The organism is Mycobacterium arosiense ATCC BAA-1401 = DSM 45069 (assembly GCF_002086125.1).
Lineage (GTDB): Bacteria > Actinomycetota > Actinomycetes > Mycobacteriales > Mycobacteriaceae > Mycobacterium > Mycobacterium arosiense.
Genome location: NZ_MVHG01000113.1, coordinates 1 through 14,621 on the forward strand (window position 1 = coordinate 1; position 14,621 = coordinate 14,621).

Annotated in this window: 15 protein-coding genes and 1 pseudogene; 7 read left to right on the top strand and 9 right to left on the bottom strand. The window is 66.5% G+C overall.

The annotated features are described in order from the left end of the window. From BST14_RS25535 to BST14_RS25560, 6 genes and pseudogenes are all read right to left on the bottom strand, one after another. Positions 1-1,624, bottom strand: a pseudogene (locus tag BST14_RS25535) (ATP-binding protein); the annotation flags it as partial. A 73-nt stretch (positions 1,625-1,697) separates the two neighbouring features. After that, entirely contained in the window at positions 1,698-1,982 is a 285-nt protein-coding gene (locus BST14_RS25540; RefSeq protein WP_066911629.1) for a glycosyl transferase family 39, read from the bottom strand. 19 nt (positions 1,983-2,001) lie between these two features. Then, positions 2,002-2,214, bottom strand: a complete 213-nt coding sequence (locus BST14_RS25545) for a hypothetical protein (RefSeq protein ID WP_083067100.1) — start codon at positions 2,212-2,214, stop codon at positions 2,002-2,004. Between the two features lie 21 nt (positions 2,215-2,235). Further along, positions 2,236-3,159 (bottom strand): conjugal transfer protein, encoded by a 924-nt coding sequence (locus tag BST14_RS25550; RefSeq protein ID WP_083067101.1) that lies wholly within the window; start codon positions 3,157-3,159, stop codon positions 2,236-2,238. Between the two features lie 15 nt (positions 3,160-3,174). After that, positions 3,175-4,446 carry a hypothetical protein gene (locus BST14_RS25555; protein WP_083067102.1) on the bottom strand — a complete coding sequence of 424 codons (1,272 nt, stop codon included), beginning with the start codon at positions 4,444-4,446 and terminating at the stop codon, positions 3,175-3,177. Next, complete coding sequence (locus BST14_RS25560; RefSeq protein ID WP_142279605.1) at positions 4,443-4,751, bottom strand: hypothetical protein; 309 nt, start codon at positions 4,749-4,751, stop codon at positions 4,443-4,445. The genes BST14_RS25555 and BST14_RS25560 overlap by 4 nt, the downstream gene beginning before the upstream one ends. Before the next feature lie 100 nt (positions 4,752-4,851). Between BST14_RS25560 and BST14_RS25565 the strand changes: the two genes are divergently transcribed. The 7 genes from BST14_RS25565 to BST14_RS25590 all read left to right on the top strand — a co-directional run bounded on the left by BST14_RS25565 (position 4,852) and on the right by BST14_RS25590 (position 9,468). After that, a complete protein-coding gene (locus BST14_RS25565; RefSeq protein WP_083067104.1) occupies positions 4,852-5,286 on the top strand; it encodes a hypothetical protein in 435 nt (144 codons plus the stop codon). After that, positions 5,261-5,926 (top strand): hypothetical protein, encoded by a 666-nt coding sequence (locus BST14_RS25570; protein WP_083067105.1) that lies wholly within the window; start codon positions 5,261-5,263, stop codon positions 5,924-5,926. Before BST14_RS25565 ends, BST14_RS25570 begins: the two co-directional genes overlap by 26 nt. 2 nt (positions 5,927-5,928) lie before the next feature. Next, entirely contained in the window at positions 5,929-7,341 is a 1,413-nt protein-coding gene (locus tag BST14_RS25575) for a type IV secretory system conjugative DNA transfer family protein (protein WP_083067106.1), read from the top strand. Beyond that, complete coding sequence (locus BST14_RS29830; protein WP_142279606.1) at positions 7,338-7,595, top strand: hypothetical protein; 258 nt, start codon at positions 7,338-7,340, stop codon at positions 7,593-7,595. Before BST14_RS25575 ends, BST14_RS29830 begins: the two co-directional genes overlap by 4 nt. 10 nt (positions 7,596-7,605) lie before the next feature. Continuing rightward, on the top strand, positions 7,606-8,271 hold the full coding sequence (locus BST14_RS29835; RefSeq protein ID WP_142279607.1) for a hypothetical protein: 666 nt from the start codon (positions 7,606-7,608) through the stop codon (positions 8,269-8,271). Then, positions 8,264-8,413: a hypothetical protein gene (locus tag BST14_RS30175; RefSeq protein ID WP_158085926.1), complete on the top strand. Its 150-nt coding sequence runs from the start codon at positions 8,264-8,266 to the stop codon at positions 8,411-8,413. Before BST14_RS29835 ends, BST14_RS30175 begins: the two co-directional genes overlap by 8 nt. 302 nt (positions 8,414-8,715) lie before the next feature. Then, positions 8,716-9,468 carry a DUF5131 family protein gene (locus tag BST14_RS25590; RefSeq protein ID WP_083067109.1) on the top strand — a complete coding sequence of 251 codons (753 nt, stop codon included), beginning with the start codon at positions 8,716-8,718 and terminating at the stop codon, positions 9,466-9,468. Here BST14_RS25590 and tcmP read toward each other — a convergent pair. The 3 genes from tcmP to BST14_RS25605 form a co-directional block, all read right to left on the bottom strand. Beyond that, positions 9,449-10,582, bottom strand: coding sequence for a three-Cys-motif partner protein TcmP (tcmP, locus tag BST14_RS25595; RefSeq protein WP_158085927.1), 1,134 nt, complete (start codon positions 10,580-10,582; stop codon positions 9,449-9,451). The genes BST14_RS25590 and tcmP overlap by 20 nt on opposite strands. A gap of 272 nt (positions 10,583-10,854) precedes the next feature. Then, positions 10,855-11,130, bottom strand: a complete 276-nt coding sequence (locus tag BST14_RS25600; protein ID WP_142279608.1) for a hypothetical protein — start codon at positions 11,128-11,130, stop codon at positions 10,855-10,857. A gap of 124 nt (positions 11,131-11,254) precedes the next feature. Beyond that, a partial coding sequence (locus BST14_RS25605; protein ID WP_158085928.1) for a C-terminal helicase domain-containing protein occupies positions 11,255-14,621 on the bottom strand: 3,367 nt, incomplete at its 5' end.

Sequence of the window (14,621 nt, forward strand, 5' to 3'; positions counted from 1 at the left end):
GTGCGGCGGGGTTGAAGGCCGCCCACAGTTTGGTTTGGGCGCCGCGGTAGTGGCGGATGGCGATTTGGCCCGATTGGGTGAGTTCTTCGCGCAGGCGTTTGACGCTGTAGTCCAGGGTGCGGGGGTCGGGGGCGCCGACGGCGATGACGAAGGCGGCGTGCAGGGGACGTTCGTCGATGTTGGCTTCGAGTTGGCGGTTGTATTCGGCGAGTTGGCGCCAGGTGGCGATGAGTTCGGCGTCGCCGTTGCGAACGTCGCGGCGCTGGGTGAACTGGTCGTCGATGTTGCCTTTGGCGCGGTCGTTGCGCACGAATTCCATTTCGCGGCTTAAGGTGACGAGGTTGACGGCGAACTCGAAGGTGGCGCCGGTGTCGAGGTCGTCGAGGGCTTGCAGGAATTCTGAGCCGGGAAACACGATGCCGGCCTTGGGCATGTCGACGATGGGCAGGATGGCTTGGTAGCTGTCGGGATAGGCGCCGTCGGGGCTAGATACCCGCAGGGTTCTGCTCCAGGACGGGATGCGCCGGATGCCGGCGGTCCAGGCCAGCAGCGCGACCGCGCCCAGGGCGGCGGGTGGGGCGGCGAGCAGGGGCACGACGAAGACGTCGGCCGCGGCGGCCGCGCCCGCCAGTGCGGTGGCGATGAGGCGCAGCGGCAGGGTGCGCCCGCCGTGGTGGAGCTGGTCGCCGTCGTCGAAGATAGCGACCGGCAGCGCGGTGGTGTCGAGCTGGGTCGTGGTGGCGCGGCGCGGCAAAGGGTTGTTGAACACTCCGCGCCAGGCGTTGTGGCGCCAGAACCAGTCCATCATGTCTGCGCTGACTGGTTGGGGGCCGAATTCTTCGGGGATGGCGGTGATGATGTCGTGGGCCAGGCGCTGGTAGGCGGCCACGGAGTCGTCGGAGTCTTTGTCGCGGCCGATCACCCAGTCGCGCACTTTGGCGACTTGGCCCGCGGGGCTGTGCCCTGCGCGGCCGGCGTCGACGGGCACGGCCAGCCAGAAGATACGGGTGCGGGGTGTTTGTGCGGCGATGACGGGCGCCATCTGCCGGCAGGCGTTGATCCAGCGGTGTTTGTCGCGGTGGCCATCGAGCATGGCGCGCAGCAGTTGGCGTTGGTTTTGGGGCACGGACAGCCCGAAGACCCATGTGCCGGCCGGGATTTCGCGGGCGAGGGCTTGGTGGCGGTCGGCGACGCCGATGCGGCGTTTGGTGGACTGCAGGTAGTAGGGCAATCCGCTGATCAGATAGTGGGCGTAGACGCCGTGGGCGGTGAAGCTCAGGTTGCCGATGACGGTGCGCGGTGGCGCCAGCAGCGGGTTGCTGGCGCTGCTGGCCAGGTCGGGGCGCAGGGCGCGCCATGCGCTGGCAATGCGGAAGCGCAGGGTGGGCCGTTGGCGGGGGATCAGTGTTGCGCCGCCGGCGGCGGCGAAGGTGAGGATCAGGCCGTAGATCAAGATGGCGCGGGCGTGCCCGGAGTCCAGGGTGAGGATGGTGAGCGCGACGGTCAGGGCCGTGCCCCCGTAGAGGCTGATCGCCACCCACAGTCGTAGCGGCTTTTTGAACAGGATGTCGGTGTAGACGGGGGTGTCGTGCACACCTTTGAACAGCTGCGCTGACTCGGTCATGGGTTCTTTTCCTCGGGCGTTGTGACCGCGAATCGGGTGACGGTCGCGGTGAAGTGTCGGGGCCGCGGGTGGGTTACTGGCCGAATTGGCCGGTGGTGATGCCGGTGCGGTCGACGGTGCGTTTGGTCGAGGTGTAGATGGCGTAGCCGGAGCCGACGACGACGGCGACGATGACCGCGGTCAGGGCCCAGGCCACGGTGGCCCCGATGCGCCCGCCGAAGAAGGCGCCGGCCGCGCGTGCCCCGCCGCCAAGCAGGATGAGCACGACCAGCACCCCCACGCCGATGGTGTAGAGGGAGTGGCTGCCTGAAACCAGGTCGGTGGCGGCCAAAACCGTTGGGGCCGAGGCGATATTCATGTCAGGTTTCCTTTCGTGATTAGTGCAATGACAGCGGGAGGGCTCCCAGGATGGGGCCGGCGTTGATGGCGTGACCGGACGCGGCCAGCAGTAGCGCGCCCGCGGCGACGGCGGCGCTCAGTAGGCCGGTTCGGATGAGCGCGCGCAGGTAGTAGCGATAGCGCACGAGCCGTGCCAACCGCAGCAGCAGTGTGGCGGTCAGGATCGCTGAGGGAAGGTGCGTAAGACTCATGGTGGATGGCTCCTGGCTGCTCTAGCGCGGCGCGGCGGCGGTAGGAATGACGGGGGTCAGTTCGGCGCCCTCGGCGAGCAGGGGCGCATAGTCCAGCCCTGAGACGCTCCAGCGGCCGCTGGTGACGGTCAACACGATCGGGTAGTCCAGTTGCAGCGGGGCGTATTGGCTGGTGACGGCGTTGACGGTGGCCAACACGTGCACGGTGGCGCCCTCAGCGGGGACGTCGTGGTCACCGGGGCTGTGGTTGGCGACGATCTTGATGACTTGGGCGGAGCGGTAGTCGGCGGCGGGCAGCAGCCCGGAGCTGGTGGTGACGTAGCGTTCCAGGCCGTCGGCGCCGGTCAAAAAGCTGGTGATGAATCCGCTGACGGTGGCGAAAGCGGGTGAGGTGTCCGCGACGGCGGTGGAGTAGCCCAGCGGCGCGTCCGCGCCGGCGCCGGGCCCGTTGACCCGGGCCGGTAGCGCGCTGGCCCGCAGTCCGTAGGTGCTGTAGACGACCGGTAGCCGGTAGTAGGCGGTGCGGGGGGTGGCGGCCTCAAATGCCCGCTCGGAGACGCTGATGACCACGCTCCACTGTTGGGCGCCACCGGTGTCGCTGACGAGGGTGACGGCCGAGACAGCCGGGGAGGTGACGATGAGCGCGGGCGTGGTGGGCAGCCGGATCGGGTCGCGCAGCGACCAGCAGTCGTGCAGTACCTGTTGGTGGGCTGCGGTGGCGGTGAGCCACCGTGTGACACAGTCTTGGGCGTAGGAGCCGACCAGGGCGGTGCGGTTGACAGCGCTGCGTGCTGGGCCGGCCACGTCGATGGGCTCGTTGAAGATCCACCCCCAGATGGTGGCGATGGCCACGACGCTGCACGAGGCGAGGCCGACGATGAGTGCGCCGCGGCGAACCGCGCGGTGGGTGCCGTCGAGGCGCTTGCGCCAGGTGTTGGTGAGCATGGTTGGTGGAAACCTTTACTGGGGTGGGTGGCCGAAGATTTTGATCGACGACACCGCAAACGTGTTGTCGGCGGGGTCGGTGTGGGTTGAGTCGGCGGGCGGCCCGGGTAGCTCGGGGGTGCTGCTGGTCGGCGCTGGATTGGCGGGTGCTGCCGGTGGGCCCAGGACCTCGCCGATGAGCCCACCTCCACCGCCGGGGGCCGGGCTGGTGGTCGGGGTGGTGTCGGCGGGTGCGCGTCCGGTGTCTTGGACGAGCATGATGATGCGCGAGGCCAGCACGCCACGGGTCGGCATGGGTTTGGTGGCTTCGCCGTGCACGCTGGCGGTCTCTTGGGGCACCACGGTGGGTGGGGTGTCGTTGAAGCTCCATTGCACACGGGTGAGCACGCGGTGCTGGTGCCATTGGTCGGCGCCAGAGGCGTCGGCGCCGACCCAGCCCGGGGTGATCGACACGGCGGTGACGACCATGCTGCGGCCGAGATTGAGCACGAGGTATTGGCCGACGTTGCCGCCGGTGACACACACCCAGGCCTGGGTGGAGTCGGGCCCGGCGACGGATTGCGCGGCGGTCGAGCCTGGTAGGCATCCCACCGACGTGGCGGTGTAGGGGATGGTGGAGTCCTGGTTGTCGGGCGCCGGGGTGGTGCTTGATGGTGCGGTAAGGACGCTGAGCCGGGTGTTGGCCGCCGCAGGTTGGGATGGCTCGCTGGTGTGCGGGTCGCCGCGCATGGCCAGCAGAGCGCCGCTGGCAATCAGGGTGGCCACCACGGTGGCGGCCGCGAACCCAATAGCGATGTTCTTGTTGTAGCGGGGGGTCCGCTTGGATTCCGCGGGGCTATCTGCGGCATCGTCGGTTCCGCTGGTGGAGGTGAGCTGGTCGACGAGATCGCTATCTGGCAGCGGGGTTTCGGTGCTGTCGTGCTGCCCGCTGGTGTTGGGATCACTCGTGTCGGCGCCCTGAGTGCTGGGCTGCTCACCGGAGTCGCTGGGGCCGTCGAGATCAATGGGTGGGTCATCGGTAGGCCGGCGCGCACCCAGATGGTCGGGACCCGCGGCGGCACGGCCGCCGACGTCGATGGTGTCCTCGGGCGGCGCGGCACCATGGCTGATCGGTGCGTCGTGCGCATCGCCGACCTCGGCGGAAGGGTCAATCTCAGCGGGGGGGTCGATCTCAGCGCGGGGGGCGACCCCGACGGCGCCCAGGCCGTCGCGGTCGACGTCGGCGAGGAACGCTTGGGTGATCGCGATCACGCAATCGCGCTCGTGGTCGATCGGGGGATTGCTCATGGCAGGCACCGCCGGGGCGGCAGGCTTGGCAAGCAGCGGCGACGCGAGACCGCTGAAGACATCTCTGGTGCGGCCGACGGGCTCACCGGCGGCAGCTGCGGGCCCGTCATGGCGGCGGGATATCCCAAGCCAGGCTGTGACCGCCGGGTCTGGCGTCGACGCACGGTGGCAACCAGGGTTGCGGCGGCCAGGCTGGCCAGCATGAGGCTGGCAAACAGGTGTTGGATCACGAAGATCGCTGCCGTCATCAGGGTGAAAACGCATCCCATGATGGCGGTGAACACAGCGCCGATAACAACGCGCATCCGCTGGCCTCCTTATCCCTTGGGGTCAGCCTAAGGGGTGGAATAACAGATATTCCACGGCCGTAGCGAAATAACTAGATCGGTTGTTACCGTCTTTTGTGTGAATGCATTACCGGCAGACGGAGTAAGGCGGCTGCTATTTTTCGTCGAGGACCGCCTGGCGCAGTTGCGCTGGACCCGCGGAGACCTAGCAGCCGCGGGCGGCCCAGCCCCGTCGACGCTGTATAAGGCCGCCGAGCGCGATGGTGGGCTCGCGCTCAAAACGCTCGCGCGTCTCGATGTCGCGTTGGGCTGGCAAGAAGGTTCTGCGCAGCGGGTGCTGGCCGGCGAAAGTCCTGCCGTGCGGATATCAGAGCAGCTCAGCCTATGCACAGCTGCGATCGACGCGGCGCGGCGCGGCGCCGAATGCACCGGGGTATCGCGCTGCGCGAGCGAGTTGAAGACCTTTCTGCTGGACGTCGCGCAACGTCTCGACGACTTTTACACTGAGCCTGTACGAGCCGTGGGGGATGCTGCTGATGCCAGCGCCTGCTGATCGGTTCGACGAGATCCGCCGCAAGTGGATCGCCCGCAATCAACGCACTTTCATATTCCAGAAAAGGCGTGCAGAAATCCTTGCGCGCCAAATAAGAGACCGCGACACCGAACGCACCGGAGCGCGGGTTGATCCCGCTGACGACGACGTTATTCATCCCTGGTATGCGCGGCCAATTAAAACGCCGTACGCAATGTTTGACTGGGTCATTCTTATGACGGCGGCAGCGCTGGCGCCGCTGGGGTGGCCGGCGGGCAAAGCCATGTCCGTCCGCATGGCCCAGCTAATCCCGGGCGAACTGCGCGCGTACCCGATCGCAGCGTTCATGTGGGCAGCGGCGGTGGTCGGTCTGCCGCTGCCGCTGCTGTATGAGCCGGGCGATTCCTTGGTGTCAGCGGCAGCGGTGCCGTGGCTGGTGGCCCAAATCCCGGCCGCGCTGCTCACCGCCGGCATCTACGGCATCACGGAAGGCTGGCTGGCCGTTGACGGGGCCCGCGACTGGTGGCCGATGCGTCCACCCGAAGGGGTCGACGACGTCGATTTCGGCTTCCTGCAACCCGATGACCTCACCGGCCTGGGGGTGTTTCCCACGCGCCGCGACGACCCACCCGGTGATCCGATCCCATCTAGGAGGTTCTAGCGATGTATCGTCCCCCGTCCTCGCCGTACTGCGGGTTTAGCCGCGACGGCTCGACCAACAAGCTATCGCTGGCTGACGGCGCCTGCCACCTGCTGGTGTCCGCCCCCACCGAAACTGGTAAGACGCGCGCCGTGTTAGCCCCGGCGACGGTGTTGTGGGGAGGGCCCGCGGTATGCGTGTCGTCCAAAGACGATCTGATGTGGCTGGTGTGCCAACGCCGTTGGGGCCCAAAGCAAGTGATCGACCTGCGGCCGGACTACTCGCCGGTGTACCCAGCAGATGCGCAGGTCCGCTCGTTTGATCCCACCGCGCTGATCAGCACGCCCGATCAAGCGGTGACCGCGGCCAACACCATGATGCAAATGTCGGCTGTCGGACTGGGCTCGGGCATCGATCAGGTCTCCGACGCGGGGATTTGGGAAGCCAACACCGAGGCCCCCCTGGCGGCGATGCTGTACGCGGCTTCCCCCTGCGGGAACGGCAAAGGCATCAAATGGGTGCTGCTGGCCGTGGACAACTTGGCAAAAGACGACAAGGACCCCGACGCGCCGGGCTGGCACAGCGCCGCGCGGCACGTGTCCAGTCAACCGCTGTTTCGCAACGCGCTGATGCGCACCCTGGCCATGGACCCCCGCCAGCGCGACAGCATCGCGTTGACCATGCGCAAGGCGGTCACCCCGTGGATGCGGTTGGCGCTGCGCGGCATCAACGATCTCTGCTTCGATGCGTCGTTTCTGTCAGAACCCGATGCGACGCTGTTCATCCTCGCCCCCGCCGAAGGATCGATCGCCGGTGCGGCCGTCACCTTGCTCGAACACCTGGTGCGCAGCTGGCGCGGCAAGACAGCCCGCAAGGAAATGCTGCACCGGCTGCTGCTGGTAATCGACGAGGCCGCCAACGTCGCCCCGATGCCGGCGCTGCGCCGGCACGTCTCAGAAGGCCGCGGCCTGGGTGTCAACCTGCTGCTGTCGGTGCAGGCCTCCAGCCAGTTCGACACCGTCTATGGCAGCACATACGCCCGCGAACTGCGCGACACCTTCCCGGCCGCGCTGATCATGTACGGAGCCGCCGAAATGGAGATGCTGCAGCGCGGCGAACAGTGGTCACGCGAAACCACCCGCCGCCAAGAAAGCTTCGATCAGGCCAGCGGCGCTAAGACGCTGTCCTCCCACTTGGGTCCCAGCCTCGACTACCGGCGGCTGCTCCCGCAGAACCTCGGGCAGGCCCGGCTGCTGCGCCGCGGCACCGCAGGCATCACCACCGAGTTACCCGACTGGCAGGCCTTCGTCACCAAATACGACCACGCGGTCAAAACCCTGCTGCAGGCTGACCAGCCAGCAGTGAAGCAGCCGCGCAACATGTGGGACTGGGTGGTAGCCCGCCACCGCCGCGCCGCCGAAGCGATCACCCAGTGAACGCCAAGCAGTTACGCGACCAACTCCTCGAGGTGCTGACCGGCGCGAGTGAACCGATGTCGACCACCCAAGCCCGGCAGGCCGTCACCGAATGCTGCCGGCGCCGCGGCCTGCCCGTGGTCGCCGAGGAGGTCTATCACGCCTTGGTGATCCTGGCTCGCCGCGGCGTGGTGCACCGCGCCGCAGACCAGCCGCGCCGCAGCGCCCACTGGGAGCTGACCCGCCGCCATGTGCGGCGGCCAGCGGCGGGATAAGGGCCCGGCGATGAGTGCCCCCGCGAGCAGGTTCCGCGCCTCCGTAGGCGTGATCGCCGGTGTGCTGGTGGCCGAGCTCGTGGTCTACCTCGGCGTGCTGCTGGCCTATTCCAGCGCCGGCGAGCAGCCCGCGCAGCAGGTGAGCTGTTGCTGGCATGCCGCTGCTGGCGCCGCGCCGCGGGGCCTGTATTCAGCATCACCGGTGTGCCATCCCAGCACCGCCGATAGGTCTGCCGCAGTGCTTTCCAATTCCCAAGGTAAGGACAGAATGATTTGCCAAACTCCCAATGACGATCCGTGCTCGCGGGTGACCTCATCGGCGGAAGCAGTGGAATACGCTGAGGCGCTGCTGAAAACCGCTGCTGCCAGACCGGGCTGCGAGTTTTGGGCCGCAGCCGCTGTTGGGCCGGTGGCGGCGATGCTCTATGCAGCCTCACCGCACAAAGGGGCCGGATGGCTGGCGGCGGTAGCGGCGGACAACACACGTGACGCGCTCGGCGACGCAGGGCTGGGGTGGCAGTGGGCCATCCCGTATCTGGCCGACCAGCCGCTGCTGGGCAACGCGCTGGAGCGGGTACTGGACCTGCAGCCTCGACAGCGTGACAGCCTCGTGATGACAATGCGCGATGCGCTGTCGTCGTGGATTCGTGCCGAAAGACATGATGAGCGTGAATGATTCGCGCAAGTTTCCGTGGCTAGGCGGCCTGGTGGCGGCCCTACTGGTAGCGGTGGTGCTGATAGCGGCGGTTTTCAACGGCGCGATGCATGTGATCAACGACTTCGCCACCGACGTCGCCGACACCAGCTACCAGCCCTAGTCCTGGAATGAAACGACTGGAAAGGCTGGGAAAGGCGGCAACTGCCCTCTACAGGTCGTTTACAACGATTCTGAGCGCTCTGCAGGTCATGACATCAGACGTGGAGCATGCTGTACTCAATACGGCCCTCCGGCGCTGGCTAGTTTTCATCGTTCCCGCGCTCGGTCGCAGAGGTCGATTCCAACGGCCGATATGGCGATTGTCGGTGACATTGTCGGTGTGCCGCGCTAACGTCTCGATCTGAATTACATCGATGTAGTTTGGTTCCTGTGTGCTGTCGTTGATCGAAGAGAGGGGATTGGATGTCGGACCGCTCAGCGATCGAATGGACTGAGGCAACGTGGAACCCGGTCACCGGATGCGATCGGGTATCAAGTGGCTGTGATCACTGCTACGCGATGACTTTGGCCAAGCGACTCAAGGCGATGGGATCAGAGAAGTACCAGAACGACGGCAACCCAACGACATCTGGACCCGGGTTTGGCGTAACAATGCACCCACAAACGCTCGATGAGCCGCTTCGATGGCGTAACCCGCGTGTTGTGTTCGTAAATTCCATGGCGGATCTATTCCATGCCAAAGTGACGACCTCCTTTATCCGTGAAGTCTTCGAGGTTATGCGGGTGACTCCGCAGCACACCTATCAGATACTCACCAAGCGCAGCCTCCGACTAGCTCGAGTTGCTGACAAGCTTGATTGGCCACCGAATGTCTGGGTCGGAGTATCTGTTGAAGACTCAAAGGCTTTGGCCCGCATTGATCACTTGCGCAACGTGCCCTCAGCGGTGCGATTCCTGTCGTGCGAGCCTTTGTTGGGACCGTTGGAAGGGCTGAACTTGGATCAGATCGACTGGGTGATCGCCGGGGGCGAGTCGGGACCCAATTACAGGCCGATGCAGGGCGATTGGGTCCGCGGCGTCCGAGATACTTGCCGTGACTTTGGCGTTGCATTTTTCTTCAAACAATGGGGAGGTCGAACGCCAAAGGCTATGGGCCGTGTGCTCGATGGCCAGACGTGGAATCAAATGCCAAGTGTCAGTGCTGCTTCGGTTTGATTGCCATATCCTCCAGCTTTTGTCCAGCGCGCGATATGCCGTCCGTCGGCGTGTGACCCTGCCTATGGAGCTGTTTGACAGCTGTACGCGCAACCTTGGTGCGCACGCGACCCAGGTATTGTCCGAAGACCTCACGTGGACGATTGCCTAGGACGAATTCGCCGCCGCCGGCCAGCAACCTTTGAATGTTCTCTTGAATGATGGGAACCGCTTCTTTCTCCACGTCTTCAATATCGGGATGCACTGGAAAAAGGGCCTGCTGAACCTCGGCAGCCTCTGATTGTTCCCACAGATCTTTGATGGACAGAGCAGCGGCGTCGGCAAAGTTCCAGACCCCCCTGGGGTGCCGCGTACCAAATACCAAGTCATAGATCGGCGGCTTTCCCGGCCCGTCGCTGACCTCAACCGACTCGACCAGCATGCCCGTACTCTTGGCTAACCGTTGCTTGAATCCGTCGACAACAAAGGCGACCGGGTCTATCTCGTTCTGGTCGAATGCCTCATGCCACCAGGGCCCACCCACTGCATCGTCGAGTCGCCGGATGGTTACGTCGTTGCCGCTCTCTGATTTGAGATGACCACCTATCCGACGGACGGCAGCGTGGTTGAAGTTGAGCAACACCTCGGTCGGCGGCTGATGGCGGGGCGCGGCTCGGTTGAGTAACCGAGTCATCAGGTCGAACGGAACTCCCACACCGCATGGGTCGAGGAACACGAACATTGGCTGGCCCACCGCCGACCTCGCCACGTCGTCAGTGATGTTGGCGACGTCCTTCTGCTCAGGCCGCACGTCCAGCCCTTGCTCTCGATATTGCTCAGCGAGGGCGGTCAGAGAATCGAAAGATTCTCGGTCCCGTTCATACAGAAGCAAGGTGTAGTCGCGGCCCTGTTTGGACTTCTGGTCCAGAGCGAAGTCCATCATTAGGCCGGATGAGCCGAGTTGGCCATTTTCGTAACGCCCCCGCCCGGCGTAGCCGTCGAAGTAAACGGCCCTACCTCCCCGAGCGGATGTTCGAGCAAGGAATACTGGGAGATAACGCTTGATGATTCCATGCTTCAATACGCTGCGCAGACGAGCATCTCGCCAGAATTTCTCGTCGGCCCCCGTTGCCACGCGTTGGACCCTACAAGGCGTCACCGACGGTAAGAAGCATCAAACTCCGCGTGTACGTCAGCAATGCTTAGCAGCCCGTCGCTTTCAGCTGACCAAGGGTCTGGCTCACGCGATCAACGATAACCCTCATAACCTTGAGAACCCCACGCTGCTGGCTCATTGTCGGCAGTTCAACGTTCTCGATATAGCCGAATTCGACGTTGAACGGGATGGCAATATCCGTCGGCGGATCGTCTGGACGAACACAACTTTTGCTGTTGCTGAGCGGGACATCACCGCGGTGATTCGATGAGGCTGAGCAGTTCGTTTAGGTGGGGCGCGTCGGCACTGTGCTCGTAGGCGGTAAGCCAACCGGTGAGTTCGGTTTTCAGCTTGGCGGGTAAGGGTAAAGCATCGCGCACCAGCGAGCGCAGGACCGTCGTGATCGCGCTGTAGGACTCGCCTGAACCGATGGTGGCGTAAAGCTGGGCACGCTCGGAGGCGGGAAGCGCAGGGCTGATCGCATCTACCAATTTCCACGCCAGGTCGGCTTGGGCCCAATCGTCCACTGACTCATTGTCGTTGGGCACGGCGGGTGGTGCTATGCGAGGCTTCAGCCGACGACCGGAAAACTTACGCCCATTGACCTACAAGGGATCGCTTCGGCGATAAAGTAACCCCGTCGCAGTGCGGTTAGAGTTCGAGGCCGCTGCCGCTGCCGCTGCCGCTGCCGCTGCCGCTGCCGCTGCCGCTGCCGCGGTCTTGGTCGCGGCCCCGGACGCGGGTGCGGTCTTGTTCGGCGATGGCATCCAACTGTGTTGTGGTGTTGGCGATGTCGCGCAGGTGCGAGAGGACTTGGGTGCGTTGGCGTAGCAGCTGGGCGGCGCGGTTTCGGTCGGGGCTGGGTGCGCTGGTGGCGGCCAGGTAGTGTTCGGCGCGCTCGACGGCGGTGCGGGGTTGGGGCTGGACGGGGTCGGGGGTGCCCAGGTGTTGGGTGTGGGGCAGGTCGTTGGTGAGGACGGCGAGCAGGGTGTGTGCGGGTTGCTGGTCGCCGGTGGCGATGAGTACGAGTTTGGTGTTGGTGGTGGCGGCGCTGTGGGCGAGCCAGCTCAGCTGTTGGGCGGTGAAGGTTTGAGCGTCATCGACGATGACCAGGCTGCCCAGCGGTGGCGTGTGGCGCTTTGCGGTGAGGTCGTCGCGGTAGCTGTCGATGGGGGCGGTGGTGTCGGCGTATGCGTGGTCAGCGGCACTGACGCTGTCGGTCAGCGCGAGGGCGTGCTTGTTGTGGTGGTGGGCGGTGTCGGCGAGGGCGGCCAGGGTGGCGGTTTTGTCGGCACCGGGATGCAGGTGGAGCAGTTGAACGCTGTGAACGCTGGTGGTGAGGGCGGTAACTGCGCGGCGGTGCTTGTCGTCGAGGCTGACAAGGGCGACCGGCGGTGGAGTGTACATGGCGGCGGGGCTGGTTGCGCTGGCGGCGTGAAGGAAGTCGACTTCCGCATGTAGTTGGTCAAGGTCGGCGCCCAGATCGTAGGTGTGGGTGGGGCTTTGGGCCAGGGAGCGGGCGGCGGCGGCTTCGGCGCGGGCGAGTTGGTCATCAAGGTCGCGGGCGTGGCGGCGGGCGGCGTTGAGGCTGTCGCTGTCGGCGCGCATAGCTTGCGTGCGGCGGGCGTGCAGGTCGTGTTCGGTGACGATGCCGGCTACGCCGCCGGCGGCCTCTATGAGTGCGGCGCGGGCAGCGTCGAGACGGTCGCGGGCGCTGCGCACCGCGGTGTCGACCCGGTCGGTTTGTTCGCTGACCTGCGTGTGGTGTTGGCCGTAGCGGACGGCGGCGTCGTGCTCGCCGCGCTCGGTGGCCGCGGTGATCGCGGCGGCAAGTTGGGTGAGTAGTTGGCGGTGCAGTTCGGCGGTGTCTTCGGCGTGGACCCAGCGGTCGTGAGCGCTGGCCAGGGCCTGCTGGTAGGGGCGTTGTTCACCCAAGCGGCGGTGCAGCTCGGCCAGTTCGGCCGTGGCGGCGTGTTCGGCGGGTCCGCCGCCACCGGTGAGGATGGTGTTGGCGAGTTGGTGGGCGTGACGGTGGGCGGCGTCGCGGCGGGCGCGTAGGGCGGGAATGTCGATGTCGTCGACGCGGGCGGGCGCGGCGGGACGCACGGTGGGCAGGTCGTCGATGTCGAGGCCGCCGAGGTCGTCTTCGACGAAGCCGTAGGAGTAGTCGTAGGGGTCGGGCGGGGGCTCGTGTAGGTCGGCGTCGATGTGGTGGTCTTCGAGGTCGAATTGCTGTTGGCCGGTGGATGTTTCGGCTTGCTCGGCCGGGTGGGGGATGTCGGGGTCGATGGTGGCGGCGTGGTGGGTGAGCAGTTCGACGCGGTAGGTGAGCAGGCGGGCGTATTCGTCGGGCCGGATGGTCTGGGTGGCGGCGATGTCGTGCAGGTGTTCGGCCGCGGCGGCGAGCAGATCGTGGGGGGGCCAGTCGGCGGCGGTGACCGCGGCGACCAGGCCGGGCCAGGCGGGGTCGGTGATGACGGCTTCGGCGATGCGGGTGCCCAGGAGGTGGTGCAGGTCGGCGGTCCAGGGGGGCCGCAGGTTGGTGTCGGTGCCCTCCAGGGAGGGGGGCGCCAGGGTGCCGGCCAGCCGCCACCACAGGGCAGCAGCGGGCATTTCAGCGGGGAGCGGCCCGTGTTCGGTCGCGGCCTCGTGCAGCAGGGCGGCGACGTCGGCGCCGGCGCGGGTGGCGCCGTCGAGGTGGGTGGCCAGCCGCGGCCAGTATGGGTCGTCGGTGAGGTGTGGGTCGATGGTGTGCGCGAGTTGGCGCCAGCGGGCGGTGTCGGCGCCGGCGCGGGTCAGAGCGGCATCGAGGCGGGAGTGGATGGCTTGCTGGACCATGGCCGAGCGGTTGGCGTGCTGTTCGGGCCCGGTAATCCGGGTGTCGGCGGCCTCGACGCGGTGGGCAGCGCGGAAGACCGCGATTTCGGCCAGCAGGTTGCGGTTGCCGTCGAGCAGGGGCCGCGCCCAGGCGGGGGCGGTGGCGGCATCCCAGGCGCGGGCGGTGCCGCGGATGTGATCGGCGAGGTCGCTGACGAGTTCGGCGCGCTGCTGCAGGTAGGTCGCCCAGGTCGGGTCGGTAGTGATGACGTCGGGGATGGCGGGCAGCCAGTGCAGCGGTCCACGGTCTGCGGCACTTGAGCCAGTGGGGGTCGGGAGGCGCCAGTCCAGGACGGCGGCGGGGTCGTGGGCGTCACCGAGTCCGGTGGCCGCGGCCTGGTGCAGGGCGTCGATGGGGTCGTGTCCTTCGATGGCCAGCAGGGCGAGGTGGCGGCGCAGCACGGGCCAGGCTTGGGCGTCGGTGAGGTGATGGCCCAGCCGGGCGGCGGCGGTGTCGATGCGGGCCATGACATCCGGGCCGGCGTGTTGTTCGGCGGCGGCGCTCAGCGCATCGGAATACATGTCGGCGGCCAGGTGAAGCCGGTTGAAGGGGTCGGTGTCGGCGGCGGCGATGCTGTGGGCAGAGTGTTGGGCGCCGTCGCGGCCCAGGATGGTGATCAGGATGTCCACGGCGGTGGGCGGGTGGGTGGCTTTAGGGGTCAGGATGCGGTGTGGGTCGGCTTCGGCGGTGGAGAAGTAGAGGTGGTTTTCGGTGCATCCGCGGGTGGCGGCGACGTAGAGCTGTTGGCGGGTGAGCCGGTCGGAGCCGACGATGTGGCAGGTGCCTTCGGTGTCGCGGTGCCCGGCGGTCATGCCTTGGGCGGCGTTGATGGTGCTGGCGTAACCCAGGGTGGTGTAGGTGGTGACGTAGCGGGCGGGCAGGCGCACCGGGGTGGCCGGGCCGCGCAGGGGGACGACGGTGATCGAGCCGTCGTCGTGCACGGCGCGGATGATCCAGCGGTGGCCGTTTTTGACCCAGGCGCCATGCGTGGTGGTGCGTAGCCAGCGGGCGTTTTTGCGGGTGGCGATCCAGTCGCCGGCCGAGGCGGTGAGGCCGTCGGCGAGGGTGACGGTGGCCGCTGATTGTGGATCGTTCGGAGGGCTGGCGGGGGTGGTGGGGGTGTGGGTGAGCCGGTCGAGG

Excerpts from the sequence above, each read along its gene's own strand:
- BST14_RS25560 (WP_142279605.1), bottom strand. The coding sequence starts at position 4,751 with ATGCGCGTTGTTATCGGCGCTGTGTTCACCGCCATCATGGGATGCGTT.
- BST14_RS25570 (WP_083067105.1), top strand. The coding sequence starts at position 5,261 with ATGCTGCTGATGCCAGCGCCTGCTGATCGGTTCGACGAGATCCGCCGC.
- BST14_RS25545 (WP_083067100.1), bottom strand. The coding sequence starts at position 2,214 with ATGAGTCTTACGCACCTTCCCTCAGCGATCCTGACCGCCACACTGCTG.
- BST14_RS25540 (WP_066911629.1), bottom strand. The coding sequence starts at position 1,982 with ATGAATATCGCCTCGGCCCCAACGGTTTTGGCCGCCACCGACCTGGTT.
- BST14_RS25575 (WP_083067106.1), top strand. The coding sequence starts at position 5,929 with ATGTATCGTCCCCCGTCCTCGCCGTACTGCGGGTTTAGCCGCGACGGC.
- BST14_RS25590 (WP_083067109.1), top strand. The coding sequence starts at position 8,716 with ATGTCGGACCGCTCAGCGATCGAATGGACTGAGGCAACGTGGAACCCG.
- BST14_RS29835 (WP_142279607.1), top strand. The coding sequence starts at position 7,606 with ATGAGTGCCCCCGCGAGCAGGTTCCGCGCCTCCGTAGGCGTGATCGCC.
- BST14_RS25550 (WP_083067101.1), bottom strand. The coding sequence starts at position 3,159 with ATGCTCACCAACACCTGGCGCAAGCGCCTCGACGGCACCCACCGCGCG.
- BST14_RS25555 (WP_083067102.1), bottom strand. The coding sequence starts at position 4,446 with ATGAGCAATCCCCCGATCGACCACGAGCGCGATTGCGTGATCGCGATC.